Here is a 26,591-nt window from a genome sequence, read left to right on the forward strand (position 1 = left end):
GCTGACGCAGCACGACCCGTGCGAGCCTCTGGATGAGTTCAAATGCAACACCCGTTGCACCAATCGTACCATCTGAATAAAGCTCAATTACAAAGGGTGAGCCGCCCCATATATGTCGGATACCCGACATTGTTCACATAAAAGGCTCGATGCTTACACGCTCTTTGCTGGCTGCTCTTTGCTGTCTTCTCTTTTCTCTTTGCTCTTTGCTCTTCCGTCTTGACTAGCAGGAGCCTGCGGCTTATCTATTGCCGCGTTAGCACTCGCTTCGGCTGAGTGCTAGGCATGCTCCGGCAACGGAGCACCGTTCAACATCCGCACCAAGGAAATCCAAAAATGGCAAAGTCGAATTTCCGGCCGCTGCATGACCGCGTGGTCGTACGCCGGGTCGAATCCGAATCCAAGACCGCCGGCGGGATCATCATCCCGGATACGGCGAAGGAAAAGCCGCAGGAAGGCGAGATCATCGCCGTCGGCTCCGGCGCTCGCGACGAAGCCGGCAAGCTGGTCCCGCTGGACGTCAAGGCCGGCGACCGCATCCTGTTCGGCAAGTGGTCGGGCACCGAAGTCAAGCTCAATGGCGAAGACCTTCTGATCATGAAGGAATCCGACATTATGGGCATCATCGGCTGATTATCGGCCTCACCGTCAACTGAATTTCGGGCTTGATCGCAAGCCCCTGCCAGGAGCTAAAAAATGGCTGCCAAAGACGTAAAATTCTCCCGCGACGCGCGCGAGCGCATGCTTCACGGCATCAACATCCTCGCCGACGCGGTGAAGGTGACCCTCGGTCCCAAGGGCCGCAACGTCGTCATCGATAAGTCGTTCGGCGCACCGCGCATCACCAAGGACGGCGTCACCGTCGCCAAGGAAATCGAACTTTCCGACAAGTTCGAAAACATGGGCGCGCAGATGATCCGCGAAGTTGCTTCGAAGACCAACGACATCGCCGGTGATGGCACCACGACCGCGACCGTTCTGGCGCAGTCGATCGTCCAGGAAGGTAACAAGGCGGTTGCCGCCGGCATGAACCCGATGGACCTGAAGCGCGGCATCGACCTGGCCGTGACCGAAGTCGTCGCGGCTCTCGGCAACGCTGCCAAGAAGATCAAGACCTCCGAGGAAGTTGCCCAGGTCGGCACGATCGCCGGCAATGGCGACGAGTCGGTCGGCAAGATGATCGCCGAAGCGATGCAGAAGGTCGGCAATGAAGGCGTCATCACGGTTGAAGAAGCCAAGACCGCCGAGACCGAGCTGGAAGTCGTCGAAGGCATGCAGTTCGACCGCGGCTATCTCTCGCCCTACTTCGTCACCAACGCCGACAAGATGGTTGCCGAGCTCGAGGACGTCTACATCCTCCTGCACGAGAAGAAGCTGTCCAACCTCCAGGCCATGCTGCCGGTTCTCGAAGCCGTCGTGCAGACCTCCAAGCCGCTGCTCATCATCTCGGAAGACGTCGAAGGCGAGGCTCTGGCCACGCTGGTCGTCAACAAGCTGCGCGGTGGCCTGAAGATCGCCGCCGTCAAGGCGCCGGGCTTCGGTGATCGCCGCAAGGCCATGCTGGAAGACATCGCCATCCTCACCGGTGGCCAGGTCATTTCGGAAGACCTCGGCATCAAGCTCGAGAATGTCGGCCTCAACATGCTCGGCCGCGCCAAGAAGGTGTCGATCTCCAAGGAGAACACCACCATTGTCGACGGCGCCGGCAAGAAGGACGAGATCCAGGGCCGCGTTGCCCAGATCAAGCAGCAGATCGAAGAGACCACGTCGGATTACGACAAGGAGAAGCTGCAGGAACGTCTGGCGAAGCTCGCCGGCGGCGTTGCGGTGATCCGCGTCGGCGGCGCGACGGAAGTCGAAGTCAAGGAAAAGAAGGACCGCGTCGATGACGCCCTCAACGCGACCCGCGCGGCCGTGGAAGAAGGCATCGTTGCAGGCGGCGGCGTCGCACTGCTGCGCGCTTCGGCCAACATCAAGGTCACCGGCGTCAATGCCGACCAGGCTGCCGGCATCAACATCGTTCGCCGTGCACTGCAGGCTCCGGCCCGTCAGATCGCTTCGAACGCAGGTGCGGAAGCTTCGATCGTCGCCGGCAAGATCCTCGACAACAAGGGCGCGACCTACGGCTACAACGCCCAGACCGGCGAATATGGCGACATGATCGCCATGGGTATCGTCGATCCGGTCAAGGTCGTTCGCACTGCCCTCCAGGACGCGGCCTCGGTCGCCGGCCTGCTCGTCACCACCGAAGCCATGATCGCGGAGGCTCCGAAGAAGGAGTCAGCTGGCGGCGGCATGCCTGGCGGCATGGGCGGCGGTATGGGCGGCATGGGCGGGATGGGCGGTATGGATTTTTAATCCAGCCCCTATCAACTTACAGCGGACAGGGCGGCAGCAATGCCGCCCTTTCCTTGTGTGCCGAACATGATCGAAACCTTGGAGTGCGTCCCGAGGATCTCGTTCGAGCCTCACCGCATGGTCGAGAATTAGGATCTTGTCCGATCGAGCAATTCGCGGGCTCAACCTGGTCAAACCGGCGCCCCCTACGAACTGCCCGATCCTTGAGGATTCCGCTGCGCGACAATCACGATGATTCATTCAGTTGGTAGCTATAGGCGGTGAATCATGAGGGGCATTGAGGAGCGTGGCAAGGCGCCCATCTCGAGCGTGATATCAGGGACAATTCTCTCGTCGGAACCGGCGGCTGGCGTTGAAGGGCCCGGTGAATCATCCTGATCTATAGTGGAGCAGACGCGCTCTGAGCCTCAAGAACGTTTCCTCCTCTGAGTATCCTTGATCTGCCGCTGGACATTCTCGTTGATAATTGCTGAGCGGCTCAGCCCGATGGATCTGCTGAGGATTTCGCACACAAATCAAGAGCTGCGTGTCGCCGCGATGATAGTCGCAACGCCTCAGCGTCTCATCCTCCTCGCCGAAGGGCTTGAGCCCAGGTCTCAGACCATTGCCCTGGAGGGCCTCGGAGCAGGCGTGGGTGGCGGACATAGCAGCCTGTCCCATACCTATGAATACGTTTGGCTGAAGCAGACCGATGGCTGCGCGTCGAAGCCGAAGCCGTCGAGTTCGCGGACAGACGGGAACTGCGCGATCTTGCTCGACATGAGCGTGTCGAGCTGGTCGCGGATCGCCGTAAACTTCAGCCGATCCAGGATTGCGATCAGCAGGTCATGATCTAGGGTCGTCATCACCAGCTCCCTCCGGCCGCCGCTTCGTACTCGGCGAGTGGCCGCAGCAAGGTGGCCGGGGGTGATCTTGATCCGCTCGGCGCGCACCGGCCCTTCGAAGCCGGCAACGCCGACAAAAGGCTCTGTCGCAAACCTGGAAATGGGGTTGTGAACGGCCATTTCGGCCTGTCCGTCAGGCAGCGAGAGATCGAAACAGCGATCGACAGCCTTGTAGGCATACCTCGCCTGTCGCTTGCCCATCATGTGGATCATCTCGATGCCGGAGAGGATAACCACGCGGTTCGCATGCGACTTGAAGCCGATAGCCTGGTCGAAATGGCGGCCCTTGAACATCACGTGCTCCTCCACAGCTGAGGCGTTTTTCTTGCCATGCTCGTTTACAAAAAGGTTTGCGACAGAGCCGTTCGAACCGCATGCCGACACCATCGTCAAGGGCGGCCGCGATGTCCATTATGGCCACAAGATCACCCTGACGACGGGCAGGCAGTCTGTTCTTTCAATTTAGACCAACTATGCGGATGCCGCCTCAGTCAATTCAAGAATGTAACCAACGCCGCGCATGGTCGTGATACGTGGCGTTGCACCTGACCTTCTCAGGTGTCCACGTAAGCGATAGATTCCGACTTCAAGCGCGTTGGCAGATACCTCGTCGTTGAACGAATAGAGGTGATCTTCCAACTGCGCACGAGGCACGATGCGGCCTGCACGGATAAGCAGATGCTCCAAAATACATAGTTCGCGGCGTGCGATCTTCAGAGGATGACCCGAGACGGAAACCTGTCGGCCGATCGGATCGAAATTGAGATTGCCAAATACAACGATGGGGTCGGTCACCTGTGTCGACCGGCGCAGAATGGCTCTCATTCTGGCGATGAGCTCATCGAAAGAGACGGGCTTGAGCAGAAAGTCGTCCGCGCCACCGTTGAAAATTGCAATCCGCTTCTCGAGATCGTTGATGCTACTCATAATGAGGGTTGGAACTGAATGCCCGTTGCTCCTTAGCTGTCTCAGCCAGCCCAAGCCATCGCCATCTGGCAGAGCCAACTCCAGCAGGAGAATTTCATAGGTTGCGCAACAAAATGCCCTCGATGCCTGTTCCAGGTTGCCAACTACATCAACGGCAAAACCGCTATCCCCGAGCGCAACTCGCACAGCGCGCGTAAGATCCACATGATGATCAATGAGCAGCGTTCGCATTTCACGTCCTATCAAGGTCGGACAGGTCACCGTCCGCTGTAAGACCGGGGCGACAGCGGAAGTCGCGCAACTCTTCGTAGTGTTCGTAACGCTCTTTCCGATGGGTGATCGCGGGAGCATGCAAGCCGCACGCCTGCAATAGTCGGGGATGGAACACGTGAAGACCTGTTGACGGGCTGAAACCGTCGGTCGGCGGGCCCACAATGCCACCGACTCTGCCTGCGATTTCTCTGCGCATCGATCCTCCTATGGGTTGCGTCGCAACATCCAGCTGAGGTCGCAAGGGCAGGTTGCGGCTTTGTTCATTGAGAGGACCCCCTGGAGGCAATACCAGGAGGATTCCCTATATGGCACTTCCCGATTTACCACCGGTCATTCCGAACCACGTTCGGCGGCTTTGAAGACACTCATTGAGCGCGGCTAGGTAAATCAAGGGTACGACTGCCGGGTGTCGATGCCGCTTTTGAAGCAGGCATCGGCACCAGCTCGGTGAGCGTCGCCCGCGCAATTCAGCGGACGCGCTCGATACACCCAGTCGAATCGTGCCGCAACTTGCCGCGCCGACAGGGCGCCCGAAGACTTCAGACTTGTGACCGAAGGTCTACGCCCAGTCCTCCTCCCATTATCCACCTCCCTCAAATCAAAGTGGACGTTCAATCTGAACAAATTACGCCATCGTATCACAAACGACCTACCGATCCCCGACGTGCTCTAGCCTTAGTGCTTGTTAAGAAGGTCGGCTACTGTCTCTCCGCGTCGCCGGGCATCGGCGGCGAGCCACACCTCCCCCACCTCATACACGTCGCCGTGGGTACTGAACGGCACAATGACGTCAATGGCAGCCGACAGCAGGTCAAGAAGCGTGTGGTCTTCCACAGCAGCTCCTTGCGGGCTGCTCTTGACGAGTGAAAAGAGCTTTTTAAAGCCTTGGACCGGATCCGCCCCATGAATCGTTGATATTGATCCCGCATGGCCGGAGACGACTTCGCTAAGGTAGGCCCAAGCAGCATCATCGCGCATCTCGCCAAGCAATATTCGGTCAGGGCGCATGCGCAAGCTGGCTTGCAACAGTTGCTCGGCTGTCACCGCACCTACGCTTGCTCGGTCCTTCGGATAAAGTAACCGGACATGGTTCTCGTGCGGGATTGCAAGTTCGAGCGTGTCCTCGATACTTATCAGCCTCTCTTGCGGGGGTATAGCGTTGATCAAAGTCTTGCTCATTGTCGTTTTGCCGCTTCCAGTAGGTCCGCAAAGCAGCATCGTGAGCCGCCCGCAAACGCATGCTCGCAAAAATTGCTCCAAGTCACCATGGTCGTAGTGCTGAAGAATCGTTTCGTCCTGCCGCTCTTGGCGCTCCTTTCGTGACCGCCATTGATTCCAACGCGAGTATTCGTAGCGAGAAGAAACTTCCTTGAGTTCGGTCACACGACTTGAGGGACGCCGTATCGTCAGGCTTATTGTTCCTGAGGGAACAGCGGGCGGTAAACAGATCTGCAGCCGCTCTCCGTTCGGCAGCTCAGTCGCACAGAGGGGGCTTTGCGGTCCGACATCTTGCTTGCGCAGCGCTCCAGCGAGGATCGCGATGTCCTCCAGATCGTCATAAGATAGCGGCAGCGGATGTTTCGTGAAAACGCCGGCCTGTCGGACAAAGGCTTCCCCAGGCCGGTTGATAGCGACCTCTTCGGTCCTTGGCTCCTCAAGCCATTTCAAAACAGGGTTGAGAAGCAAACGCAATTGAGGGTCAGCCTCCGGTCGCATTGTTGTCTCTCCGGCGTTGGCGATGTTGGGGGGCTGGCGCCACGGCGATCGGTCTAAGATCGTATACATCTGAGAAATCGAGGTCCCGAGCCACAAAGATGGATACAGCATCTCCCTGGTTTTTCTTCAGAGTTGGCGGAACGTTGATCGTTGCTCTAAGGGTCGTGTCAACGGCTTGTCCGGCGTTGCTCTGGAAGCTGTTGATGCCGCTTCCTCCACCTGAGCTGCCAGCGTATTGACCGGCGGCCTGAAACGCGCCTTGAATGACGCTCATGAGCATTGCTCCGCCAAAGCGCTGCCAGAAGTGATTATCCACCGTGCCAGGCATTCCGGAGCGGCCGAGCTCGTCAGCGCCCGGCGACGCTAGCGAAACGAGGGCATGGTCAGGCGTTTCGATGCGCGTCCACAGCACGAAGACACGCGCATCCCCCTGTTGGAGACCACGCTGGATCTCGCCAATCACGGTCGTCCCGCGATCCAAAAGCACCACGTTGTTGGTGGCGCCGCGGACGTCTTTAGGTAAGACGCACTTCACATAACCCGGTAAATTTGTGTCGACTGCCGTTTGCAAAATGCAGGGAATTATCGTTCCTTGGGTAATCACGAGATCAGGGTGCGGCAAAAGTGTGGCCCGGCTTGGCTCCTGTATATCTGGTTTCAATCGCCCCGTCAGATCGCCAGCGTCTGAAATCTCATGCGAGGTCGCGGGAGCATCCCTATGGTTGTCTTCGCTCCGCTGACCGTCGTTGGGCATTTGACCGCTGCCACTGTAGGCGAAAATTGGTGTTTCCTCCGGCGGCGGATCAGCTGGCGTCGGAGGCGGCGTGGATGGCGCAGAATCTCCTGCCTGCGCCGCCTGTACGGGTGCTGGAGCTTCGGGAGCAATCTCAATCGGCACGGGGCGGAATGGCTCGGCGTCGGCGACAATTGGAGGTTTTGGCTGAGTTGGCTCGTCTTGTGTGCTGGGACGACCGCCGAGCCAGATGAGCGATAGAGATGAGATGAGAACAAGAGCAGCGACGGCCAACTTCTGCAATCCCGAAACATGCCGGCGGGCCGGCTCCGAGACCATCGATCCTGAGGCATGGACATCATGTCCCGACTGTGGGCCGGTTTCATTCATCGGCCGGGCCTTTCAAAACGCGCCACACGTCGGGTGTCACTGTACCGGTCCCTGGCGCTCGTCCCACAGGGTCATAAGCCCTGTTGAAAATGGACAAGACCGTATTGCCATCTCTCAGACGCCATTCCCGGGCGACTGCGGATACTTCAACATAGTCTCCTTTGACCGTGTAATTGGCAGCGGCTTCCTTGCCGTCGGGATTGATAATGTAGAGGGAGGGTATGCGGGAATTGCTTGCGAAGCCAAATACGGTGGTAAAGCCATTATCGAAAACTTCCAGCGGCGCCAGCGATCGATCGCCCTTTGCGACGTAGTGAAAATTGCTTTCGTCCGGACTGGTAGTTGCGGCGGGCCGATTCAACAAATCCTGAACTCTCTCGTCGCGCAGCACTTTCGCCCGGGCCTGACCAAGAATCGAGCGCCTTTCTGCGTCCTTTCTCTGAGCAGCAGCCTCATCAGCAGGATAGGTGAACTGCACACTGTAGTATAGGTCAGGTTGCTGCTCATCGAGTTTTGGCATCGCTCTCGTTGAAATACTGAAGACGTATCTCCGTGTACCGGACTCACTCTCGGCCAGCACGACGACCGGCTGCGGCGGGAGCATCCGGCTAGCCTTAAAAAAGAGATAGTTGGCGCGCGGGAGCGCAGCCAGGTCTTTGCTATTGGAAACGGCCACGGCTGCGACTGTCTCGTTGGCCGCGAATGTGACAACCAGCGTTGCCCCCACTGCGGTAGACAGGCGCACCACTTCGTCAGGACGGTAAGCCAGGTAGCGCATGCGCGCATCATGCTTGCCGGCAAGTGGTGTGTCTTCCGCTGACGCTTCCATCGTTAAGAAGAGTGAACAGACCAGCGCGAGAAACGCTCTTTTTGTCATGGCTGCACATAGCCCAGGTTCGATACGCTATCTTCCGAGCTTTGATAGGAAGTGACGAGTAGACCTCCCGGATTGGTGAGCCTCGATTGCCCAGGCAGACCCGTCAAGCGCTCGTAGCGGATGGTAGCTGTCCAGGTGGTCACTATCGGCATCTGCCCATCGACAACAAGCGAACGTTTGTAACGGATCTGTTGAACGTCCGGACTGATGTCGTTTGAAGAAATATGCCCGACCTCGAGCTTGCCGCGTTTGCCGACCGTGACTTGCGGCGAGGTGGGATTCGGATAGTTGAAGAAATCTTGATATTGCTGTCGCACAGCCGGCGCGCTGAAACTGGATACGAGGTCATAGGCGTATTGGGCTGTATCTGCTGTGTACCCCTCGCGCAGGCGTACATATTCCCACAGCGAAGCATTTATGACGGCTCGGTCTTGGGTTGCCGGCAGTCGAGAGACTGACACTTCGCTGTCGACGGTCCCATCCGGCCGGACCCAGAGGAACACAGGTACGAGCTTGGCCAACGGGACCATGGCAGCAATGGTAAATGCCTGGGCAACATTTCCTAGGACCGCCGCTGCGGCAAAGGCTATCAGGGCCTTTGACAGGCGCCGCGCAGACTTCGCTCGTGAAGTTTGAAACGCTTCCACCTTCTTATAGTGGGCGGCTAGCGTTTCTCTCTCCACCAGAAGGGCATGTTCAGGAACTTTCACTTTGGCTCTTCCGCGCATTGGACCTGAAGATCCTCAGGGGTGGTTTCCCATTGTCCCACGTTCAGTTGGAATGGGGCACCCGCGCATGTCGCAAGCCCATGGCTCGTCTTGCAGGCGGCCAAAGCGAGGATTGACAGAAGTAGGCAATATTTCATGTTTTTGGCACCGAGCTTGTCGATTGATTAAGCACCCGCCGTTTTGGCAAAGTGGCGATTGAGGCTGTTAAGAGGTCGGTTCGCACCTCCCCAAGAGCCGCCGGCGATGCTGCTGGCGATCGTCGGAAGCGCGACGATCAGAGCGTCACCAGCTAGGAAAAGCATGTCGAGCTCGTAAAGCCCGATGATCTTGGCTGCTGTCGTGCCCGAGAATTTGATCATCAAAAGCATGGCTGCCAGCGAGACTGCTTCGGCAGCGATTACTATCGTTGCAACGATGTTGAGGAGGAGAAGCAGCAGCCCGTACGAGAGCAGTTGGCCGATCCATCTGGTGGCTACGTCTCGAGTGTGATCAAAAAGGTAGCCTACAAGGACCAGGGGGCCGATCGTCAAGAGCACCTTCGTCAGAATTCCAACGGCATCGTAGATCTCGAACGCTGTCCACAGCGCGCCGTAGAAAATCCATTGCGCTCCCTCGAAAGCAAGTATGTCCTGGCCGTTCATAGGCCCAATTTCGGAAGCAATCAGCTGAAAGACATACTGGCTTGAAGCAAACATGAGATCGAGCTTCTGGGGGATTCCGATGAAGGGCAAGTCGCTGCCACTGATGTCGTGAGCCAACCTCGGAATCGTGTCGTCGAAGAGCGCTTCAATGTACTGCTGATAGTTGGCCTGCCCTAAGATAAGGGCGACGACAATCGACACCATGATTACGCGCGAGATACCCCCGCGCGCATCGACTTGACCACGCATGACCAGACAGCCTTGGATTATTATCCAGAGCGTGACACACGCAACCAGAGGCGCACTGACCGCCGCTTGGACGTTTTCAAGCACTTTGTGCAGCCCGGACGTGAAGGCCCCATGAAAGATCGTGTGTATAGTCGTGAATGGCGCGGGAATTTTGAAATTCATGGCGTGAGCCTGATGTGTCCCTGATCAGCGCAGCTGAGCCTGATGAACTCTGTGTGGTTTACGGGAGGATGCTAAACATATTAGCGGTGTCCTGATGTTCGCGACGCTGCGTGGCGGCCTCCTCCACGGCGTGAAGGCTCCCTTGTGCAGTGGCCATTGTCAGCAGACTCGTGGCCTGGACATTTTGGATCATCGCATCGTGAATCTGCTTGAGGACCAGACCGTTGGTCACGGTGGCCTGCATAATATTTCCCGAGCGGGAAAGCTGACCAAGCGTGCCGGCGTTATCCTTAAGGCGCTTGTCCATCATGCCCAAAGTGTCGGCTGCAATAGCTGCGGCATTGGCGGCCCCGGCGATTTGTCCCTGTAACAGTTTCGCTTCTGAATCGGTGCCGTTGACTATCCGATTTGGGTCCTTCGCAATGTTACGGGCCATAATCGAAGCTGGCGACCGAGCATCAAACATCTGCTCCTCCAGCTTATTGCTCGACGGGTAGTGATTTCCTTGGTTAAGTGAGCTTAGCAGTCCCGTGACAGCGAATGACGACGTTAGAATTGTCACCATTTCAATCGTGGTAGCGAGCGTCTCGATTGACCTCTCAAGGATCGCCGCATTGGAAAGCGCTGTTAAGGTCGCTTGTGTTTCTGTTACAGGGTCGCTGACGATAAATTGCGAACGGGCCTGTCCGTGAAGCAGAAGGGAAGCAGCAAGGGTCGTTACTGCAAGTTTGGCAAATTTCATGAATATTCCTCCGTCAGTCTTGAACTTCGTGGTACCGGGCCATGAACTTGTCGAGCCACCCACTTGGGGCGTCTCCGTGCTGGTTACGAAGCTGGTCGGCAAAGCGCACTGTGTTGGCCCGCCCCGAGAGTACGGCTACGTACTCGCGCATCTGCCCAAGATCGAATTCGCAAACAATACTCCCGCTATCGCGCTTGAGCAAAAACTTGCGGCTGCCGATTGCCATTCCCTGGCGGATTGCCTCGAACTCCTGCGCAGTGCACTTCAAGCCATCGACATACGCAGAGCGGTCCGCCGTCGGTGATGGGTAGAAAATTTTCGTCATACATTGCGCAACGAGACTAGCTCCGAGAGGCGATTCCAGAACGTGTTCAGGCTGCTGCGTTGCGAGTATCAACATGCCGTTGTTTTTGCGGACCGTGAGCAAGAACTTGTCGATAACGGCCGAGAATTGGGGGTTGAGTAGATAGAATCGAAATTCGTCGCAGCTCATGACGAACCGACGACCATCGACGATAGCGCCCACTCGATGCAGAAGGTATGCGGCGGCCGGTGCACAGACCTCCTCATATTCCAGGAGCTGCGTCATGTCGAAGCCCGTAATGGAGGCATCCAGCCTTACTTCGTCCACGTCGCCGTCAAAGGCCCATCCAAGCGCCCCCCCTCTACACCACCGCTGCAGCCGTGCTCCTGCGCCCTCGGAGGGGCTGTGCAATAGGAACTCGCGCAGGCCCGCAAGTGAGCGCATAGGGGGTTCGAACGAAAGCTGACGAACAATGCCGCGTTCCAGCCGACGGCTTTCCTCCGGCGAGATCGGACCACGGCCGTCACTCTCGATCAGGGCCATCAACCACTCGCGCAGAAAGTCCCGGGAGGCGGAGGTGTTGTCCAGTCCACGCAGAGGGGCCAAGCCGCTCGGAGCGCCTCTGCGCAACGCAAGATATGTCCCTCCCGTGGCTCGCACCAGCAGTTCACCACCCCGATCCTTGTCGAAGAAGACGATCGCACCATTGCGACCGACCAAGCTTTGCTCAAGCATCGCGAGGACAAAGGTCATCAGCGTCGTCTTGCCTTTGCCAACGGGCCCGAATATTGCCGTCATGCCGACGTCATTCTCATGGGGGATGTAGTCGAAAGAAGTTCCACCGTTTGTGCGAAAGCGCGCAACAGCATTGCCCCAGTGGCCGGAACTGGAACCGCTTGGGAAGTTCTCAAATGAGACGAGCCCGGCAAAATTGTGTGAGGTGATCGCCCCCGGGCGCGTGCGCCACCTGTTGTTCCCCGGAAGTTGGGACCAATATGCGGCCTCCATGCCGATGCCCTCTTGGACGATAACGGCGCCCGCGTCGGCCAGCCGTGCGCGGGCACTTGCTGCGCGATCTGCAAGGCTATTGAGGCTGTCGGCATAGACGCACAGGCTCAGATGATGCGAACCCATCACGAATTCGTTGCTTGCCAGTGCGTCCTCTGCCTCGGCAAGTTCATTGATCTGGGTGAGAGCCTTGTCGCCGGCACTCGTCATCTGGCTGGACTTAAGGCTTAGTTTGGCATGAGCTTGTGGGCGAGTGAGGAAGGAAAAGCTCTGGCTCAGGACAAGCGGGAAGTTGGCGGACAGCAAGGAATTTAGCATGCCCGGCCGCGTCGTCGCCGGATATTCACGGAACGAAAACAATGATCCGACGGAGCTATCCCCGGGCCTTCGAATCTCAAGCGCCCGCTTCCCGCAGATGACCTGGTCAGTGTAGATCGAGGCGCCAAGTGAGCCGGTAACCATCGGAACCGAAAGAAACCGGCAAGTCATCATGAGCCGAAGCGCCTCGCCGATTTCCGTGAAGAGCACGTTGCCTTTCTCACGAATGCCCAACCGGCGCAGACCGTAACCGCCGAGTGCGCCAGCAGTGATGTGCCAGAGGTCTTCCAGGCTCCGCATTTGGGTGGCTAGATCGTGCTCATTCCGTCTGCGGGACTTGGCAATCCGCAAGCCGATCTTGCCGATTGCGGTGCGGGGGGACACGATCAAAGTGAGGAAGTGATCGTTGCGAAAGAGCTTTCCCGACAGCACACGACGCTCGTAGGCCTCGCTCAGACTGCCAGCGAATGCACTTTGAAACTGGCGCGGCGCCGGCGCCGGCACATCGTTGTGTCTCACAAGATGAGCGTATATCGAGACATTGTCATCGGCGATGTTGCGCAAGAGAGTGTTGAACGCGCGGCAGCGCGAGTTGCGCATCTCAGCGTCTTCCAAATCAAAGGGCACACCGTTCACATGTGCCATGGCCATGATCGATCCGTCTTCCAGAAGGACAACCTGATCGCTTACGTGACCAACATACGGAAGGTAGATCTCGCCAGACCTCTCGGTCCGGCCGCTGGCGCCGAACATTACAGCATTCCTCTTCCGCGTTTCGGCACTCTGATCGGATTGGCGCTGACGCTTGCGCCTCCCCAGACCGGCCCGTCCACGCTTCTGCCGGCCGTCTGCAAATAGAGCAGCACGACGCTTGCCGCGTTATAGTCACGCTCAACAACCAGCCGTGCTCCGAACCAGAGTGGCACGAGAACGATTTCGTAGAGCGGGTTCTGAAGGATAATGATAACAAGCCCAGCCAACATCATGAGCAATCCGGCCAGCGTCAGCGGCACCCCCAGAAACAGTGCGGGGCGCGTCGCCGCCACATAGAGGGTGCTCACTTCCAACCGGTCGCTCATCAGCCGCCGCCTATGAGCGCCTTGCCCAGGAAGCTGGCCCCGAACATGATGACGATCCCTCCAACGACACCCGCAACCAGGCCAAGTGAAGCACGACCGAACATCCAAGAGATACCGATGGCTACGAGCCCGAGCACGGCCAGTGATTGTCCAAAGGGGCCAAGTATGAACGTGCAGATATTCTGGACCATCTTGGCAGGATCCGTCCCTCCGGTCACCTGAGCCGCGGCTGGCCCGCTGTAGAAGACCGTCCACGCCGCGCCTGCAGCAGCGGCCGGTACATATTCAGCCGCCATGCGCAGCATGGAAAAAGGCGAAGGAACACGCGTTTTAAGCGCACGAAGTATCTTGAGTGGCGTCATCATTGCATCTCCATGTTTCAATCGAATACGAGTTTGTTCGGGTTCGAGGGTTCCCGTGCTTTCGCAGCCTGGCTGCCTGTCGGATCGGAGGGATCGGCCCCGGAGCGGTCTGGCTGATACGAGCCCCAGATGTCCCAAGAATCTTGGTTGGGCTGCTTCTTTCTATTGGCCTGTTGGCTCTGCTGGAGCAGAGGCGGCACGGCTTTCCGACCGGGTGCCTCAAGGTGCGGCACATCTCGAGCAGTCGGCTCCAGCGTTCTCTCAAGGAGACTTGAGATGTCCTTTGCGGCCGACTCGACCTTGCGTACATAACCGTTGGCGAAGCCATGCGTGACGTCGCCCGTGTTATAGGCCGAGATGGCACGGCGAAGCGCCAGTTGCTGTGCCACAGCAGTGGTGCCGCCGGCATACCGGCTTTCAAGCAGGTGGGCGGCAGCCGAAAGCGAGGCGCAGGGCTCGAAAGCCCTTTCCGGCGTGAGATTGAGCATGGCAAAGTTCTTGCTGTTTATCTGCATCAATCCAACATCGACAGAATGTTGTGCTTCGAGGCGTTCCTTGATGCCCCGCGTGGCTTCCAGGTGGTCTATCCAGCGAAGCTGCTCACCTGTGGTGTTGTCATGAGCCACCAGCGTTTCAAAGCCACTTTCAATCTTGGCAATCGCGGCCAGGGTGGACGGCGCAACCCAGGGGGCGCATTTGCGCGACAGGCTGCGGAACTCACGCGGAGAAAGTGGCGCGGGCTCGGCTGGGAGTGACATGGATGTCATCAGGACGATGGCCAGCGGCCAAGCTGCAATAAACATTCCCTATCACCTACCTTTCCAAGCCGCCGGACGGGTTCTGGCCCTGTCCGGCACGCGCTTATCGGGGAGGTTTGTTACTGTGTGATGTTCAAGTTCAGCTTTTCGGTTTCAATTGAAGCAAAGACCGTGTTCGTATCAGCGTGGGTGAGAATCTTGCGCATGCGTGGGTGGCGCGGGCCCGATCAGCCAGCGACATCCGGAGCATCTTGGTACAATGACTCCTTTACAGGATTGCTCGTCCCGGCCGTCCGTTGCTCCTGGAGTGTGGGCCGCGACTTTGGCGTCATGGACGGTACTTCTGTCAGCGCCAAGCCAAGGACAAAATGGGGAGCTTGGCGGGCTTGTTCAGGCTCGGGATCACCGTGGGGAATCGACTAAGGCGATAAAGCGGCCCAACTTTGCCGGTATGCTGCCGGTCCTTAAAGAGCAGCCATGCGGCCCTGCATACTCAGATCATTGCTTGAGACGCGAGCTCGTCCGCGAAGCTGGCTCGAAGGCGCAAATCCGCGGCGGCGAGGGTCAACTGGGAAGACGTGGCGGCGCAGCCGATCCTGGTGCGAGCCTCGTTCAGCTGTTCGGCCGCCGCCGCCAAAGGGTGGATCATGCACAGTCCCATCGGCAGATAACCGCACGTCATTGACGCAGTCCGACGGCGCAATGGACAAGCATAGTGACACGCTCAAGATGGAGGAGTTGCAGTAACTGAGAAATGTTAGCCCGGACGTTCACCGCAACCGGCGACCTGCCGGTCGCCGAACAGCATTTGAGGCCGCCGGCCACCTTGGACGAAGCCGGCTTGGCAGGAGACACACTATTTTGCACAAGGCCGCTGCAGCGAATCACGGTCTTCTTCCGCCGACCGCCTCTCCGATCAAGCCAAACGCCGCGCTGCTCAACCATGTCCGAGCTGGATCCACGAGCCGGATGATATCGAGATGATCCAGGTCCGCAAACTCCAGGATGACCAGGATGCAAGGGCATAGCAGGAAACTTGGCATCCATGAGGTCGAACTTGAGTGATATTGGCAGGCCTGCACCAACGGGGGAACTCGAAGCGAAAAAGCGAAGGACCACACGGCAGGGTCATGTCGGCGCTGGGACCTGTCTGGTGGCCACGGGCTGCCTTGGTGCGGTCAATTCGCTGGGGATGAAAAGAACAGGACGAGCACGGCCTCACATTGGCCGCACGCAACGGCGAGTGGTATCAAGGAGCAGCTGTTCTGGGTCGGTGCCCCAGGGTTGCTCGGCAACAGGTTTAGACAAGGGGATTCAAGATTGAAGGTGTGCCGTTGAAACATGTTCTTGTCATTGACGATGATGCCGCAATGCGGCGCCTCATCGCCGAGTATCTCACGATGCATGCCCTGAAGGTAACCGCAGTCCACGATAGCAAGCAGTTTGACTATGTTCTTTCACGTGAGCCAGTCGATCTCGTGGTTGTTGACCTTAACCTAGGCCGGGAGGATGGACTTGCGATCGTCCGCAATCTGGCGACAAAATCGGATGTTCCTATCATAGTGATCAGCGGCGACCGGCTTGATGAGGCGGAAAAAGTGGTTGCACTGGAGCTCGGCGCAACCGATTTCATTCCCAAGCCTTTCGGGATGCGCGAATTCTTGGCCCGCATTCGAGTAGCGCTACGTCAGCGCATTTCTAGTCCGCGAACCAGAGAGCAGCGCTCATTTCGCTTTGGGGCCTGGAAGCTCAGCGTGAAGCAGCGGCGACTGATCTGTGCGGAGCGTGGCGAGGTCAAGCTTACCGCATGTGAGTTCAATCTCTTGATCGCATTTCTGGAGAACCCCCGCAACGTGCTATCCAGAGAACGGCTTTTGCTCGCGAGCCGTGTGCGTGGAGAAGAGGTGTACGATCGAAGTATCGATGTCCTAATCATGCGCTTGCGCCGAAAGCTGGAGGCTGATGCGGCCAACCCTCGCCTGGTCAAAACATCCCGTGGCGCAGGGTACTTCTTCAACGCTGACGTAGATGTTAGCTACGGAGGCACGTTGGCCGCGTGACAGTGAGCTATGCTGGAGATTGGGGTGACGAGGCTGATCAAGCCTTCCAACAGTACCAGCCTGATCAATTACGGCGAGAGCTACCGGTCCGGAGATCGCATCAGCCCCTCTCTGCATATGCACGCGGCCGCCTGAATTGCCGATTTCGCTCAGCTGCTGCTGAATGGCGACGGCTTGCGGCGCATCAGGGCCCTCTGCGTCTGCGCTGGCCACAACAGCGCTGTGGAATGTTCATTGTTGGGACTACTCACTCGGGTGGCAGGTGGTTGCATGGTCAAGCTCATCCGGCGAAGGGCGGATCTGCTGTCGGCTGGCAGCCAAGACTGGGGGCGGCGGCCCGAACTCCGGCGTCCCAGAGCTTGCGAAAGCCTCCGACACGCTTCTGTTGAGGTCATCCCGTCCATCGGGCATCCCTGGGTTGCTGAAAAAAGACGAGGCGGCTTGATGATCCTGCCCTCGCTGAAGCACCTCGCGAAACCCCTGTTCCAGTCGCAGAAGCTCCTCTGGATTGGTTGGCGGCTCGTCAGCTCGACCATCGAACAGCGGCCGGAGCGCCTCGGACACGTGCTGCTCAAAGCCCACTCGCCGGGCCTGGACCGCTTGCCCGTCTTCCAAGCCGGCGTCCTGCACCTGCGACAAAGCTGTTACACGGGATGGATTACTATTTCGCCGGGTCCACACCAGCCTCACATCAAACTGTATCGTCAAAGTCCTGCGCCAATTCACACAGCGGGTCATCGAGTTGAGATTCGGCGGAGAGCGCCTCCTCTGCTCCCGTCAAGGGCGCCGGCTCCGGGAGGGCGCCTGTCTGGCGTTCAAAGATGCGTTTCAGAATGCGATCCGAGAAATAACGCACCTTCCTCAATTTTAATGGTGGCAGACCTTTGATGAGAACAATCTCGTAGTCGTCATCGAGCAGCCGAACCTGTTCGGGACGCAATAGCGGTGCACCTTGATGTGAATTCTGAATGGTCCAGTCGAACGTTCGCGCCTGGCTGTGGGAAATCGATTTTGCTTCAAACGTGTATTCACCGATGGCCTTGGAAATGTAGTTCGGAGTCTCGTCATCAGCCGTGGCCATGAACACTTGCAGTCCGGTATTGCTGAGAAAATTCTGCTTGCCAGCCTCTCCATAAGCCCCCGTCAGTGCCGAAAGGCTTTGGATGATGAGCATGAAACGCCCCTTGTAGCCCGCGATAGTCGTGATTGCGGTCTCGATCGCCTCAAGCTTACCCAAGTGCTTGAACTCGTCGAGCAGGAAGAGAACCTCGTGCTTTTCATCCCGGCGGGCCAGCGACCGCTGCAGAATTGAAACGATTTGCTGAAAAAACAAGCGTATCAAAGGCGCGATCACCTCAAGGTCGTTCGGACCAACGCAAAGATAGATGCACGTTCTGCGACGGCGAAGATCATAGACCGAAAAGTCCGAGCGACTTGTGGCCGCCTTTACAGCGGGATCCGCCCACAGGTTGAGCCCGCCATCGCCGAGCACGGAAGTGTAGGAGGTTAGGATTTTCGTATCGTTCCCCGCCATGTCGTCGAAGATGCGTTGTGCCTCTTTGTTCTGAGTCTCCATGGCGAGTCGCGCGAAGAGCTTAAACTTCTCCCCCGGCTGGGCGAAGAGGTCATAGACGGCGCCGATTGTTGGCGTGCCCCGCTCGATGCAGGCAAGGATTCCCGCGACAAAGATATCTCGCGCGCCGCTGACGAAACCTTCCGCGCCCTCCCCCTTGGCCGTAATCAGGTTTGCCGCCAAGCGGCGGGCTTCGGTGAATTGCTGCTGTGGAGGCAGCGCTATAAGATCCAACAGCGGATTGTAGCAGTTTGTGCGCCGCTCCGAATCCAGCGGCGCGAATTTAAACACGTCGTCACCTGCGGCTTTGCGCGCCCTCGAGGTGAGCTCAAAGAGCTCCCCCTTGACGTCCAGAGCTATCACCGAGCCTTTGAATGTAAGTAGCGTTGGAATGACTATGCCGACGCCCTTGCCAGCGCGGGTCGGTGCAACGATGAGGCTGTGAGGCTGCTCGCCATTGGTCAGGAAGTAGCCAGGCCAGAAAGGGCCACTTGTCTTCCCAAACACCGGCCCTGTCACGCCACGGTATCGTCGCAGATATCCCGTGCGTCGCATTTCATCAACTCGAGCCCAACGAGCCGTCCCGTGGTGTTCGAGCTTGCGGCGCAATACGATCTGCTGAATCAGCAAGACGACCGCGGACGTCGAGAGCACGATAGCCGCGCCCCGATAGAAAACGGGGGTTGCGAAACCCAAATAGAAGGGCGTTTCAAACCAAAAGGCACGGACATCAAACGCCATCAGAGCCTCGCCGCTGCCGCCGTGGCGGAAGGTTGCGTAAAGACTTGCCGCACAGAAGCCCACGGCGAGTGAGCACGCGATGCTAATGGCTATGTTGGGGGGCGTCGTTTTTGTTGAAAGCATTGTTCCATTGCCGGATTAGCCGTAGCTAATGCTGCGCGTGCTTCAGAGACCGAACCGGCGTCGCGCGATGTCGCCGCTCGACAGATCGATGCCGCAGTGGGTGGTGCGATGCTTGCAGCGCATCACCCGGCAGACGTGGTTTTTGAAAGTTACACTAAGCAGGTACGTCAACGGCCAGCGAATTGGAAACGGCAAGGCCGTAGACGGAATTCGGGAGAGAAAGCGTCACTGTACCATGGCCGAGACATCAACGGCCGGAGCGATCTCTGCTTCTGGTGGCCTCCATTAGGTCCTCTCGGGCGTGATTGTAGGCTTGGCTTATGGACCGCCCGACTTGAGCACCCCGCTGCAGCTGTTCATAGGAGGTTTGCGGGCCTACTGTATCACGGACTGCAGCCTCAATACCTGCTATGTGGCCGTCCAGATTCGCACTCCGTTCCTCTGCTGCATGCTGCGGCGGCGGCATGTGCGGCAAGATGTCTTGCATGCCGGGAAAAACTGAGTGAGCTTGGGCCTGTTGATTTGCGTCGAACTGGTGATACATGTTGAGAATAGCATTGGATGCCATGTTTCTGACATTGCCATCCGGATCAGAAGAAGCCAATCCAATGGCCTGATCAAGAATGCGAGATTTGTTTTCCTCAGTAAACTTACTGAAGTGTGGCGCAACGTAATAAGTTCCGAGAGCTTGCGACGGCGGATCCATGTTGCCAATGCGATTAACAATAGCATCTTGCAGCCCTGGCGTTAGGTAATTGCCTAGATTACTGGCCGCTCCGACTTTCTGCAATGCTATGTCATCCGTGCTGTACCCCAATTCGGCTGTCAATGTCGCGGCCAGATTGATGGCTGATCGTCCAAGCCGATTGGTCCGCCTTTCAAATCTCGCGAGGTCAGTTTCTGGCCCGGGTTGAGTGCCCCGAACGGCTGTTCGCTCGTGCGTCCCGAGGCCTTTGAAGCCCCCAAGATTTCGCGCTGTATCGCGCGGGTTAGCGGTTACCAGCCGTTCTGCAACATCGCTCAATGGCCCCTCTGGAACGTCACGGAGGCTACTGCTCCCCACGCCTTGAGATGATCTTGCAGCTGCGCGTGCCCGTTTGTTATCGCGATCCATTGCTCGCCTCCAAAGTAGTTATTCTACCCAGAGGTTACCACCGAAGCTTGACCTGCTAAACCGATATGGTGTTACAGTTGTAGTATGGCAAAGGGTTCCCAGCTCTGTGGGTCTGCCAAGTGCCCGTCCAAGCCGAAGAAAATACGATGAAGCTGGCATCAAATGCGATGTGAACTGCCCCGGGCTTTCCGGAGGCCGTTTCGTTTGAGTTACGCGGCTATGGCTGGTTCATCCAACATGGCGTAGTAGCGTTCCTCGGCTTCGGCCGGCGGGATGTTGCCGATGGGCTCCAGCAGCCGGCGATTGTTGAAGCAGTCGACCCATTCGAGCGTGGCGAACTCGACGGCCTCGAATGAGCGCCAGGGTCCGCGTCGATGGATCACCTCGGCCTTGTAAAGACCGTTGATCGTTTCGACGAGAGCATTATCGAAAGAGTCGCCGGCACTGCCCACCGAGGGTTCGACGCCGGCCTCCGCCAAGCGCTCGGTGTATCGAATGCTGACGTATTGGGCGGATTCAACCGGTCGTCGCGACACCAAGGGATTGGAGGTGGCAATGACGGTTCACCAACGCGCTTAGATCGGTGCACTCGAAAGAAGCTGGATTCGCCCGGGCGTCCGCCTGCCTGGCAGCGTGAGAATCGCTTCCGGTTCTGGCAAGCTATTGCCTTGGGACATTCGAGCGAGGAGGCCGCACTGGATGCCGGTACATCAACGCCTCTTGGTCCGCGCTGGTTTCGGAGTACAGGAGGGATGCCGCCAACGCATTTGGCGCCGTGGGCGAAGCCGCCTTCGGGGCGATATCTTTCTTTCGGGAGCGCGAGGATATTGCGCTTGAGCTTGCCAAGGGGATCGGCATCCGGGCCATTGCTCGTAAGCTAGGTCGGCCGCCGAGCACAATCTCGCGGGAGGTCAGGCGCAATGCCGCGACGCGTAGCGGCAATCTGGATTACCGGCCAGTGCCGCCCAATGGCACGCCGATCGTGAGTCCCGCCGGCCTCCTGGCAAGCTGGCGGTCAATCCGGCTCTGCGTGAATATGTTGAGGAGCGCTTGGCCGGCAAAGTCACCAACCCCAATGGCGCCTCATTCGAGGGCCCCAAGGTGGGTGTGGAAAAAACGACAGAGCCGGAGGTGGTCGGCAACCTGGAGCCCCGAGCAGATCGCTAAATCGGCTTCAGATCGATTACCCAGAGGATCAAACCATGCGGATCAGCCATGAGACGATCTATCAGTCCTTGTACATTCAAGGACGCGGAGCATTGCGCCGAGGACTGACCGCATGTCTGCGTTCAGGCCGAGCGTTGCGCGTACCGCCCGAACGCGCGTACCGCGCGAACGGGCCCGAGTTCGCAACAAGTCCTTCATTGGAGACGCCCTTATAATAAGCGACCGTCCGGCCGAAATTGCCGATCGGGCTGTCCCCGGACATTGGGAAGGCGACCTCATCCTTGGCCTCGGAAGCTAGGCGATCGGTACGCTCGTGGAACGAAGTTCACGCTTCACAATGCGTGCTTCACCTGCCGCGCATGCAATGGCTATCAGCAGAGCCTGCGCATCAAGAACGGTCCACCACTTGCCGGCCACGGCGAAGAAGCAGTCCGCAGAGCCATAGCCCGATCCATGGGCAAACTTCCCGAGCAACTGCGTCAGTCGCTGACTTGGGCCCATGGAGCGGAAATGGCGCAGCAGCCGACCTGCGCATCGACACCGGGCTCGAGATTTTCTTCTGCGATCCCCAAGCCCGTGGCAGCGAGACTCCAACGAAAACACCAACGGCTTGCTGAGACAGTACTTTCCAAAGGGCACGGATCTCAGTCGGCACACAGCCCGGGAACTGGACGCAGTCGCCCATGCTATCAACACAAGACCGCGCAAAACGCTCGGCTGGAAAACACCTGCCGAACTCCTCGACCAACTCCTTGGGCGACAGTATGATGCCGGTGTTGCGACGATCCGGTTGAATCCGCCTTGGCTGCCTCTATCGCTGTGATGGATGAGCCCGCCTCCCCGCACGGGCCGCCGATCATCGAGAGCCTGTTCCAGGGCATCGAGAACGAAGGCTGCATGCGCCGTCCGGCTCACCCGCCAGCCGACGATCCGACGGGCATAGGTGTCGATGACAAAGGCGACATAGACGAAGCCCGTCCAGGTCGCGACGCAGGTGAAGTCGGAGACCCGCAGCATGTTCGGCGCGGAGCAGTGGAACTGGTGGTTGACGTGGTCGAGAGGGCAAGGTGCGGCCTTGTCGCTCACCGTAGTGCGGATCGGCGGACGATGCCTTCGAGGCTCATGGCCTTCATCAAGCGGGCAACCGTGCAGCGGGCGACGTCGAAGCCCTCGCGACGCAACCGCCGCCAGACCTTGCGAACGCCGTAGACGCGGAAGTTCGCCTCAAACCGTCGGACCTCATGCTTCGAGGCTGTATCCCATCTTGCCCGAGCCGACAGCCGGCAGGGGTCGACGCGCTTGGCGACATGGTCGTGGTAGGTCGACGGGGCGATCGGCAGCACCTTGCAGATCGGCTCAACCCCATGCGCCTTGCGGTGATCGTCGATGAACGCGATCGTGGCCTGAACCGGCGGTCGAGCTTCGCCTGGGCAAAATACGCGGAAGCCCTGCTCTCGTTGGCCTGCGAAGCTCGCGGCTCTCGCGTTCCAGAGCCTTCAGTTTCGTCGCAGCATCCGTGGGAACTCCGGCGCGCACGCCGCCGTCACGCTCGGCTTTCTTGCAGCCGATCTTGGCGGCGATCGATGAAACCGCCGCCCAGCGCGACGTATGCTCGCGTTCGTGATCCAGAACCAGCCGCACCGCGGGGGGTCCGGACCTCGGGAGAGAACTTGTTGGTCGCCTTGCTTGTCATGGTTCCACCTTCTCAGGAGTTGGAGCCTCCGATCAACCCGGGGCGGAACACAACAAGGGGCACGGATCAATCTGGGCGGAAACCCTAGAGAATCAGCCCTCAGAGCCTTTGGTAATAACCGACCCCTCGCACCTGTTTGGGCTGGGTGTACAAGTCAGGTTTTCATCAGGTTGGACGAGTATGTCTGGCAGCCAGAGCGCGACCACTTCCGTGCCCGCCCGCTCGTCTGGCAGACACACAAAGGAGAAAGATATGCCGTCAGCTACAAGCAGCGCCATCGTTTCCTGCCGCAGATCATCGCCCATCCGGTCTGGCCCTCCTTCAGGTCCCCTTGAGCCTGTGTCTCGTCGAGGAAATGGCCCGGGAGCGGGATCGTGGTTTCGTATGAGACAATCCGCCGGTGCGGCAACAAATGCGGTCCGCATCCGGAGCCATTACGTCGCGGCACTTGATATTGCAGTGCAGCAAAGGTAGAGGGCCGCCCCTTATCGGAGTGTCGTCCATGGTCCTTACCAATACCGGTAGCGAGGCAGAACCCGTCGAACAGTCGAGCCATCCGGCAATCGAACAGCAAAGCCCCAAGGTGCTGATGCTAGGCGCGCTCGGCGTTGTCTATGGCGATATTGGCACCAGCCCGATCTACGCGTTCCGTGAGGCGCTGGTGGCGTCGTCGGGCGGCAATGTCGCCGAGCGCGGCGATATCCTCGGCGTGCTGTCGCTGATCATCTGGTCGCTGACTATCATCGTCACCATCAAGTACATCATGTTCGTGCTGCGCGCCGATAACGGCGGCGAGGGCGGCGTGCTGTCGCTGATGGCGCTAGCGCGCGGCAGTTTCCCCAAGCGGTCGGCGGTGATCCTGGGCATCGGCATCGTCGGCGCCTCGCTGTTTTTCGGCGACGCGGTCATCACGCCGGCAATCTCGGTGCTTTCGGCGGTTGAAGGCATGAATGTCGTTACCCCGACCTTCCAGCCCTACGTCGTGCCGCTGACGCTGGTCATCCTGGCCATGGTGTTCGCGGTGCAGCGCTTTGGCACCGGCGGGGTGGGATTGGTGTTCGGCCCGGTGACCGCCGTATGGTTCCTGGCAATTGGCCTTTCCGGTCTCAACCACATCATCGCCGATCCAGAAATCCTGTGGGCGGTGAGCCCGCACTACATCGTCGCCTTCCTGATCCATTCGCCCGACGTCGCTTTCGTCACCATCGGCGCCATCTTCCTCGCCGTCACCGGCGCCGAAGCACTCTATGCCGATCTCGGCCATTTCGGATGCAGGCCCATCGTGGTCGCCTGGCTGTGGATCGTGTTTCCCTGCCTGCTGCTCAACTATGCTGGGCAGGGCGCTTTCGTGCTGGCGAAGAACGGTCACGTCGGCCACCCATTCTTCGAGATGAACGAAGGCTGGACGCTGATCCCGATGGTGGTGCTGGCAACCGCCGCGACGGTTATCGCCAGCCAGGCGGTGATCTCCGGCGCCTTCTCGCTGACCAGGCAGGCGGTGCAGCTCAATATGCTGCCGCGTCTCGAAATCCTGCACACCTCGGAACGGCAGTCGGGCCAGATCTACATGCCACGTGTCAATCTGTTGCTGGCGCTGGCGGTGATGCTGCTGGTGGTCGGTTTCGGCGAATCGAGCAAGCTGGCCTCGGCCTATGGCATCTCGGTGACCGGCAACATGCTGGTGACGACGGTGCTGCTGTTCGTCGTCATGACGCGCATTTGGAAATGGCGCCTGTGGGTGGCGGTGGCGATGACGGCGGTGTTCGCCTTCATCGACATCGGCTTCTTTGCCTCCAACATCGTGAAGGTGTTCGAGGGCGGCTGGGCGTCGCTTGCGGTGGCCTTCACCATCGTTCTGGCGATGTGGACCTGGGTGCGCGGCAGCCGCTATCTGTTCGACAAGACCCGGCGCAACGAAATCCCGCTCGATTTCCTCGCCGGCAATCTGCTGAAGAAGAAGCCGCAGCTGGTGTCCGGCACCGCCGTGTTCCTAACCAGCGATCCGCAAAGCGCGCCGACAGCGCTGATGCACAGCCTGAAGCACTACAAGGTGCTGCACGAGCAGAACGTCATCCTTTCGGTGGTGACCGCGCCGCAACCGGTGGTGCCCGACAGCGACCGGGTGGTCAAGATGGAGACGGTCAACGAGCTGTTCATGCGGGTGACGCTGACCTTCGGCTACATGGAGCAGCCGAACATCCCGCGCGCGCTGGCGATCTGCCGCAAGCAAGGCTGGAAGTTCGACATCATGACGACGTCGTTCTTCCTGTCGAGGCGCTCGCTCAAGGCATCGCCCAATTCGGGCATGCCGGTGTGGCAGGACAAGCTGTTCATCGGCCTGGCACGCACGGCCGCCGATGCGACCGAATATTTCCAGATCCCGACCGGACGCGTCGTCGAGATCGGAACGCAAGTGACGATTTAGGGCATGCCGCGGTTGAGAAGAATCGGTGCTGTCACATTGAATGAGCGTTAAGGAAATTCAGGTAGCAGCGCGCCCGGCACTGTAAGTTTCAGCGGCTTGATGCAGCGATAGCTGGCCGGGACGGCTGTCACGCTGTGGCGACACACGCGATTTTGTTCAGATTTGCATGGGAGCGTTACGCAGGTCTCGATGTTGAGCCGATGACAGCGCATTGCAGGGAAAGTGAGCAGGTCGGCAATCGGATCATGGATGGAAACGAACCGCTGAAGCTGGCGTGCCGACTTGAAGCGTTTCATGATCCTTTGGCGTCGTCGGGTCGGCTGGTGCGAATTTTCCGCTCGATTATTCAGGCCTGTGTGCGACCGGTGTTCGACGCCGGGCATGAGGTCGCGCATGGCGGCATCATAGGATCGGAGCTTGTCGGTGATCATGATCCGTGGTGTCCGCCCTTGAGCTTTCAGCAACTTGCGCATCAGACGCTTTGCCGCCTTGGCATTTCGGCGGCTTTGTACCAGCACTTCGAGGACGAAGCCGTCCTGATCGACGGCACGCCAGAGCCACTGCTTCTTGCACTGATAGCCACGACACATTCGTCGAGATGCCATTTGTCGCCCAGGCAGCCGGCTGATATTGATCTCCTGGGCGAAATGCCGTCCGAATTTCTCCGCGCAGCTTCGAACGGTCTGATGCGTGACGATGATGCCGCGGGCCGCCAGCATGTCCTCAACCATGCGCAGGCTGAGCGGAAAGCGAAAGTAGAGCCATACCGCGTGCGCAATGATCTCGGCGGGAAAGCGGTGGCGACCATAGAGCGGATCACGAGCAACTTCTGACATGGCCCAATGTACGCACATCTTCATAAGCTGTCGGTTGACTTTACGATGCCGCGCCAAGCGAGCAGCATCCGGCCGGCGGGCCCGACCCCGTCTCCCGGCCGTGAGCAGAACGGCATCGCGCAGGTGCCGCTTCATCCTCGACGCGGCAAGCCTGCTTTGCCGTTACCGCCGCCGCCGAAAGCGCCAGGCGTTGCCGCCAGGCGCCGGTCCGCCGGCAGCGGTTCGTCTCCACCGATGATCCGATTGCCAACCAATTCCACTTTCCCCCATACCTGCGTAACGCCGCTATGCAAATCTGGACAAAATCGCGTATGTCGCCGCAGCATGACAGCCGTCCCGACCAGCTATCG

21 protein-coding genes, 5 pseudogenes and 1 other annotated feature are annotated in these 26,591 nt (G+C 58.8%); of the genes and pseudogenes, 5 read left to right on the plus strand and 21 right to left on the minus strand.

What is annotated here, in order from left to right; all coding sequences use genetic code 11:
- Positions 1 to 336 precede the first annotated feature (336 nt).
- Both groES and groL read left to right on the plus strand, forming a co-directional pair.
- Complete coding sequence (groES, locus tag NKL06_RS10365) at positions 337 to 633, plus strand: co-chaperone GroES (RefSeq protein WP_019863563.1); 297 nt, start codon at positions 337 to 339, stop codon at positions 631 to 633.
- A 63-nt stretch (positions 634 to 696) separates the two neighbouring features.
- The gene (gene groL, locus NKL06_RS10370; protein ID WP_352580237.1) at positions 697 to 2,358 is read left to right on the plus strand and encodes a chaperonin GroEL; all 1,662 of its coding nucleotides are present in this window, start codon (positions 697 to 699) and stop codon (positions 2,356 to 2,358) included.
- 662 nt (positions 2,359 to 3,020) lie between these two features.
- Here the strand turns inward: groL and NKL06_RS10375 are convergent.
- The 15 genes and pseudogenes from NKL06_RS10375 to NKL06_RS10445 all read right to left on the minus strand — a co-directional run bounded on the left by NKL06_RS10375 (position 3,021) and on the right by NKL06_RS10445 (position 15,158).
- Complete coding sequence (locus tag NKL06_RS10375; protein WP_280939980.1) at positions 3,021 to 3,203, minus strand: hypothetical protein; 183 nt, start codon at positions 3,201 to 3,203, stop codon at positions 3,021 to 3,023.
- Between the two features lie 213 nt (positions 3,204 to 3,416).
- A pseudogene (locus tag NKL06_RS10380) lies at positions 3,417 to 3,506 on the minus strand (IS6 family transposase); the annotation flags it as partial.
- A gap of 207 nt (positions 3,507 to 3,713) precedes the next feature.
- On the minus strand, positions 3,714 to 4,400 hold the full coding sequence (locus NKL06_RS10385) for a response regulator (RefSeq protein ID WP_031210826.1): 687 nt from the start codon (positions 4,398 to 4,400) through the stop codon (positions 3,714 to 3,716).
- Positions 4,401 to 5,117: 717 nt separating this feature from the next.
- Entirely contained in the window at positions 5,118 to 6,158 is a 1,041-nt protein-coding gene (gene virB11 / locus NKL06_RS10390; protein ID WP_023673699.1) for a P-type DNA transfer ATPase VirB11, read from the minus strand.
- Positions 6,142 to 7,281 (minus strand): type IV secretion system protein VirB10, encoded by a 1,140-nt coding sequence (virB10, locus tag NKL06_RS10395; RefSeq protein ID WP_023708086.1) that lies wholly within the window; start codon positions 7,279 to 7,281, stop codon positions 6,142 to 6,144. The genes virB11 and virB10 overlap by 17 nt, the downstream gene beginning before the upstream one ends.
- Positions 7,274 to 8,158 (minus strand): TrbG/VirB9 family P-type conjugative transfer protein, encoded by an 885-nt coding sequence (locus NKL06_RS10400; RefSeq protein ID WP_023673701.1) that lies wholly within the window; start codon positions 8,156 to 8,158, stop codon positions 7,274 to 7,276. The genes virB10 and NKL06_RS10400 overlap by 8 nt, the downstream gene beginning before the upstream one ends.
- Positions 8,155 to 8,868, minus strand: coding sequence for a type IV secretion system protein VirB8 (locus tag NKL06_RS10405; RefSeq protein ID WP_023685154.1), 714 nt, complete (start codon positions 8,866 to 8,868; stop codon positions 8,155 to 8,157). The genes NKL06_RS10400 and NKL06_RS10405 overlap by 4 nt, the downstream gene beginning before the upstream one ends.
- Positions 8,865 to 9,023 (minus strand): type IV secretion system lipoprotein VirB7, encoded by a 159-nt coding sequence (locus tag NKL06_RS10410; protein ID WP_081731658.1) that lies wholly within the window; start codon positions 9,021 to 9,023, stop codon positions 8,865 to 8,867. The genes NKL06_RS10405 and NKL06_RS10410 overlap by 4 nt, the downstream gene beginning before the upstream one ends.
- Positions 9,024 to 9,050: 27 nt before the next feature.
- Positions 9,051 to 9,938 (minus strand): type IV secretion system protein, encoded by an 888-nt coding sequence (locus NKL06_RS10415; protein ID WP_023694984.1) that lies wholly within the window; start codon positions 9,936 to 9,938, stop codon positions 9,051 to 9,053.
- 58 nt (positions 9,939 to 9,996) lie between these two features.
- Positions 9,997 to 10,680 carry a TrbJ/VirB5 family protein gene (locus NKL06_RS10420; protein WP_023694985.1) on the minus strand — a complete coding sequence of 228 codons (684 nt, stop codon included), beginning with the start codon at positions 10,678 to 10,680 and terminating at the stop codon, positions 9,997 to 9,999.
- Positions 10,681 to 10,693: 13 nt separating this feature from the next.
- The gene (virB4, locus tag NKL06_RS10425; protein WP_023694986.1) at positions 10,694 to 13,063 is read right to left on the minus strand and encodes a type IV secretion/conjugal transfer ATPase VirB4; all 2,370 of its coding nucleotides are present in this window, start codon (positions 13,061 to 13,063) and stop codon (positions 10,694 to 10,696) included.
- Entirely contained in the window at positions 13,063 to 13,389 is a 327-nt protein-coding gene (locus NKL06_RS10430) for a type IV secretion system protein VirB3 (RefSeq protein WP_023694987.1), read from the minus strand. Before NKL06_RS10430 ends, virB4 begins: the two co-directional genes overlap by 1 nt.
- A complete protein-coding gene (virB2, locus tag NKL06_RS10435; RefSeq protein WP_023673707.1) occupies positions 13,389 to 13,694 on the minus strand; it encodes a pilin major subunit VirB2 in 306 nt (101 codons plus the stop codon). Before virB2 ends, NKL06_RS10430 begins: the two co-directional genes overlap by 1 nt.
- A gap of 74 nt (positions 13,695 to 13,768) precedes the next feature.
- Positions 13,769 to 14,554 carry a type IV secretion system lytic transglycosylase VirB1 gene (locus NKL06_RS10440; RefSeq protein ID WP_023673708.1) on the minus strand — a complete coding sequence of 262 codons (786 nt, stop codon included), beginning with the start codon at positions 14,552 to 14,554 and terminating at the stop codon, positions 13,769 to 13,771.
- Between the two features lie 448 nt (positions 14,555 to 15,002).
- Complete coding sequence (locus NKL06_RS10445; protein WP_156939199.1) at positions 15,003 to 15,158, minus strand: hypothetical protein; 156 nt, start codon at positions 15,156 to 15,158, stop codon at positions 15,003 to 15,005.
- Positions 15,159 to 15,843: 685 nt separating this feature from the next.
- Here NKL06_RS10445 and virG point away from each other — a divergent pair.
- The gene (gene virG, locus NKL06_RS10450) at positions 15,844 to 16,569 is read left to right on the plus strand and encodes a two-component system response regulator VirG (RefSeq protein WP_023685159.1); all 726 of its coding nucleotides are present in this window, start codon (positions 15,844 to 15,846) and stop codon (positions 16,567 to 16,569) included.
- Between the two features lie 691 nt (positions 16,570 to 17,260).
- On the opposite strand, the gene virD4 is transcribed toward virG, so the two are convergent.
- From virD4 to NKL06_RS10465, 3 genes and pseudogenes are all read right to left on the minus strand, one after another.
- Positions 17,261 to 19,006: a type IV secretion system ATPase VirD4 gene (gene virD4 / locus NKL06_RS10455; RefSeq protein ID WP_023727267.1), complete on the minus strand. Its 1,746-nt coding sequence runs from the start codon at positions 19,004 to 19,006 to the stop codon at positions 17,261 to 17,263.
- Positions 19,007 to 19,253: 247 nt separating this feature from the next.
- Positions 19,254 to 20,120 carry a hypothetical protein gene (locus tag NKL06_RS10460; RefSeq protein WP_023685161.1) on the minus strand — a complete coding sequence of 289 codons (867 nt, stop codon included), beginning with the start codon at positions 20,118 to 20,120 and terminating at the stop codon, positions 19,254 to 19,256.
- 209 nt (positions 20,121 to 20,329) lie between these two features.
- Positions 20,330 to 20,632: pseudogene (locus tag NKL06_RS10465) on the minus strand (integrase core domain-containing protein); the annotation flags it as partial.
- 30 nt (positions 20,633 to 20,662) lie between these two features.
- On the opposite strand from NKL06_RS10465, the pseudogene NKL06_RS10470 reads away from it, so the two are divergent.
- Positions 20,663 to 22,110, plus strand: a pseudogene (locus NKL06_RS10470) (IS30 family transposase).
- Here the strand turns inward: NKL06_RS10470 and NKL06_RS10475 are convergent.
- Positions 22,089 to 22,980: pseudogene (locus NKL06_RS10475) on the minus strand (IS3 family transposase); the annotation flags it as partial. The pseudogenes NKL06_RS10470 and NKL06_RS10475 overlap by 22 nt on opposite strands.
- Positions 22,613 to 22,729 (minus strand) — a sequence feature (AL1L pseudoknot). It overlaps the preceding pseudogene by 117 nt.
- A 502-nt stretch (positions 22,981 to 23,482) precedes the next feature.
- On the opposite strand from NKL06_RS10475, the gene NKL06_RS10480 reads away from it, so the two are divergent.
- Positions 23,483 to 25,405, plus strand: coding sequence for a potassium transporter Kup (locus tag NKL06_RS10480; protein ID WP_352580243.1), 1,923 nt, complete (start codon positions 23,483 to 23,485; stop codon positions 25,403 to 25,405).
- Between the two features lie 47 nt (positions 25,406 to 25,452).
- Here NKL06_RS10480 and NKL06_RS10485 read toward each other — a convergent pair whose 3' ends face one another.
- Together NKL06_RS10485 and NKL06_RS10490 are read right to left on the minus strand one after the other, a co-directional pair.
- Positions 25,453 to 26,241 (minus strand): IS6 family transposase, encoded by a 789-nt coding sequence (locus NKL06_RS10485; protein WP_245267147.1) that lies wholly within the window; start codon positions 26,239 to 26,241, stop codon positions 25,453 to 25,455.
- Between the two features lie 50 nt (positions 26,242 to 26,291).
- Positions 26,292 to 26,491 (minus strand): annotated as a pseudogene (locus tag NKL06_RS10490) (DUF1403 family protein); the annotation flags it as partial.
- Positions 26,492 to 26,591 lie beyond the last annotated feature (100 nt).

The organism is Mesorhizobium sp. C268A (assembly GCF_040324475.1).
Lineage (GTDB): Bacteria > Pseudomonadota > Alphaproteobacteria > Rhizobiales > Rhizobiaceae > Mesorhizobium.

What these genes read in the sequence shown, in the direction of transcription:
- NKL06_RS10445 (WP_156939199.1), bottom strand. Translation starts at nt 15,158, where the DNA reads ATGATCCACCCTTTGGCGGCGGCGGCCGAACAGCTGAACGAGGCTCGC.
- groES (WP_019863563.1), top strand. Translation starts at nt 337, where the DNA reads ATGGCAAAGTCGAATTTCCGGCCGCTGCATGACCGCGTGGTCGTACGC.
- NKL06_RS10430 (WP_023694987.1), bottom strand. Translation starts at nt 13,389, where the DNA reads ATGAGCGACCGGTTGGAAGTGAGCACCCTCTATGTGGCGGCGACGCGC.
- virB10 (WP_023708086.1), bottom strand. Translation starts at nt 7,281, where the DNA reads ATGAATGAAACCGGCCCACAGTCGGGACATGATGTCCATGCCTCAGGA.
- virB2 (WP_023673707.1), bottom strand. Translation starts at nt 13,694, where the DNA reads ATGCTGCGCATGGCGGCTGAATATGTACCGGCCGCTGCTGCAGGCGCG.
- NKL06_RS10460 (WP_023685161.1), bottom strand. Translation starts at nt 20,120, where the DNA reads ATGGATCGCGATAACAAACGGGCACGCGCAGCTGCAAGATCATCTCAA.
- virD4 (WP_023727267.1), bottom strand. Translation starts at nt 19,006, where the DNA reads ATGCTTTCAACAAAAACGACGCCCCCCAACATAGCCATTAGCATCGCG.
- NKL06_RS10385 (WP_031210826.1), bottom strand. Translation starts at nt 4,400, where the DNA reads ATGCGAACGCTGCTCATTGATCATCATGTGGATCTTACGCGCGCTGTG.
- NKL06_RS10415 (WP_023694984.1), bottom strand. Translation starts at nt 9,938, where the DNA reads ATGAATTTCAAAATTCCCGCGCCATTCACGACTATACACACGATCTTT.
- NKL06_RS10410 (WP_081731658.1), bottom strand. Translation starts at nt 9,023, where the DNA reads ATGAAATATTGCCTACTTCTGTCAATCCTCGCTTTGGCCGCCTGCAAG.
- groL (WP_352580237.1), top strand. Translation starts at nt 697, where the DNA reads ATGGCTGCCAAAGACGTAAAATTCTCCCGCGACGCGCGCGAGCGCATG.
- virB11 (WP_023673699.1), bottom strand. Translation starts at nt 6,158, where the DNA reads ATGCGACCGGAGGCTGACCCTCAATTGCGTTTGCTTCTCAACCCTGTT.
- virB4 (WP_023694986.1), bottom strand. Translation starts at nt 13,063, where the DNA reads ATGTTCGGCGCCAGCGGCCGGACCGAGAGGTCTGGCGAGATCTACCTT.
- NKL06_RS10400 (WP_023673701.1), bottom strand. Translation starts at nt 8,158, where the DNA reads ATGACAAAAAGAGCGTTTCTCGCGCTGGTCTGTTCACTCTTCTTAACG.
- NKL06_RS10485 (WP_245267147.1), bottom strand. Translation starts at nt 26,241, where the DNA reads ATGTCAGAAGTTGCTCGTGATCCGCTCTATGGTCGCCACCGCTTTCCC.
- NKL06_RS10440 (WP_023673708.1), bottom strand. Translation starts at nt 14,554, where the DNA reads ATGTTTATTGCAGCTTGGCCGCTGGCCATCGTCCTGATGACATCCATG.
- NKL06_RS10420 (WP_023694985.1), bottom strand. Translation starts at nt 10,680, where the DNA reads ATGAAATTTGCCAAACTTGCAGTAACGACCCTTGCTGCTTCCCTTCTG.
- NKL06_RS10480 (WP_352580243.1), top strand. Translation starts at nt 23,483, where the DNA reads ATGGTCCTTACCAATACCGGTAGCGAGGCAGAACCCGTCGAACAGTCG.
- NKL06_RS10375 (WP_280939980.1), bottom strand. Translation starts at nt 3,203, where the DNA reads ATGACGACCCTAGATCATGACCTGCTGATCGCAATCCTGGATCGGCTG.